Source organism: Vibrio sp. 1401, assembly GCF_033340295.1.
In genome coordinates this window covers 1-671 of sequence record NZ_JAWOWF010000411.1, presented here as the reverse complement: position 1 = coordinate 671, position 671 = coordinate 1, and the positions used below count along the sequence as shown (strand labels likewise).

The 671-nt window shown below is 44.4% G+C and carries 1 protein-coding gene; it reads right to left on the bottom strand.

Going from position 1 to position 671, the window contains the following annotated elements; translation table 11 throughout:
• Positions 1 to 79: 79 nt before the first annotated feature.
• Positions 80 to 671 (bottom strand): flavodoxin-dependent (E)-4-hydroxy-3-methylbut-2-enyl-diphosphate synthase (locus tag R7Z77_RS25940; protein ID WP_318137121.1); only part of this gene is annotated, 592 nt, incomplete at its 5' end.

The window sequence follows — 671 nt, the reverse complement described above, 5'->3', positions numbered from 1 at the left end:
TGAGTTGGGAGACAATCGTTCATGCCTCGGATTGCTTGGATTGTTTTTGCCACAATACTTACCGTAATTCTCGTTGAGATTAATCTTGTACTTTTACTTCAATGCGATTTTCGCTATCCATCATAGACGCTTTCGCACGGATCTTTGCTTCTAGCTGATTCACAAGATCATTGTTATCGAAACGCTCCTTTTGACGTTTTCCGTCTTCATAGAACGCACTCTTCTTGTTGCTACCCGCAAGACCCAAATGGGAAACCTCAGCTTCACCAGGACCATTTACCACACAGCCAATAATAGACACATCCATTGGTGTGATTATGTCTTCTAAACGCTGCTCAAGCGCATTTACGGTACCAATAACATCGAATTCTTGGCGTGAACAACTTGGGCAAGCAATAAAGTTGATGCCACGAGAGCGAATACGCAAAGATTTCAGAATATCGAAACCGACTTTGATTTCTTCGACTGGATCAGCAGCTAAAGAGATACGTAACGTATCACCAATACCTTCCGATAAAAGCATGCCCAAGCCAACTGCTGACTTCACGGCACCTGCGCGTGCACCACCAGCTTCAGTAATACCTAAGTGAAGCGGCTGGTCGATTTTCTTCGCTAGCAAGCGGTAAGAATCAACCGCAAGGAATACATCCGATGCTTTAACGCTGACTTTG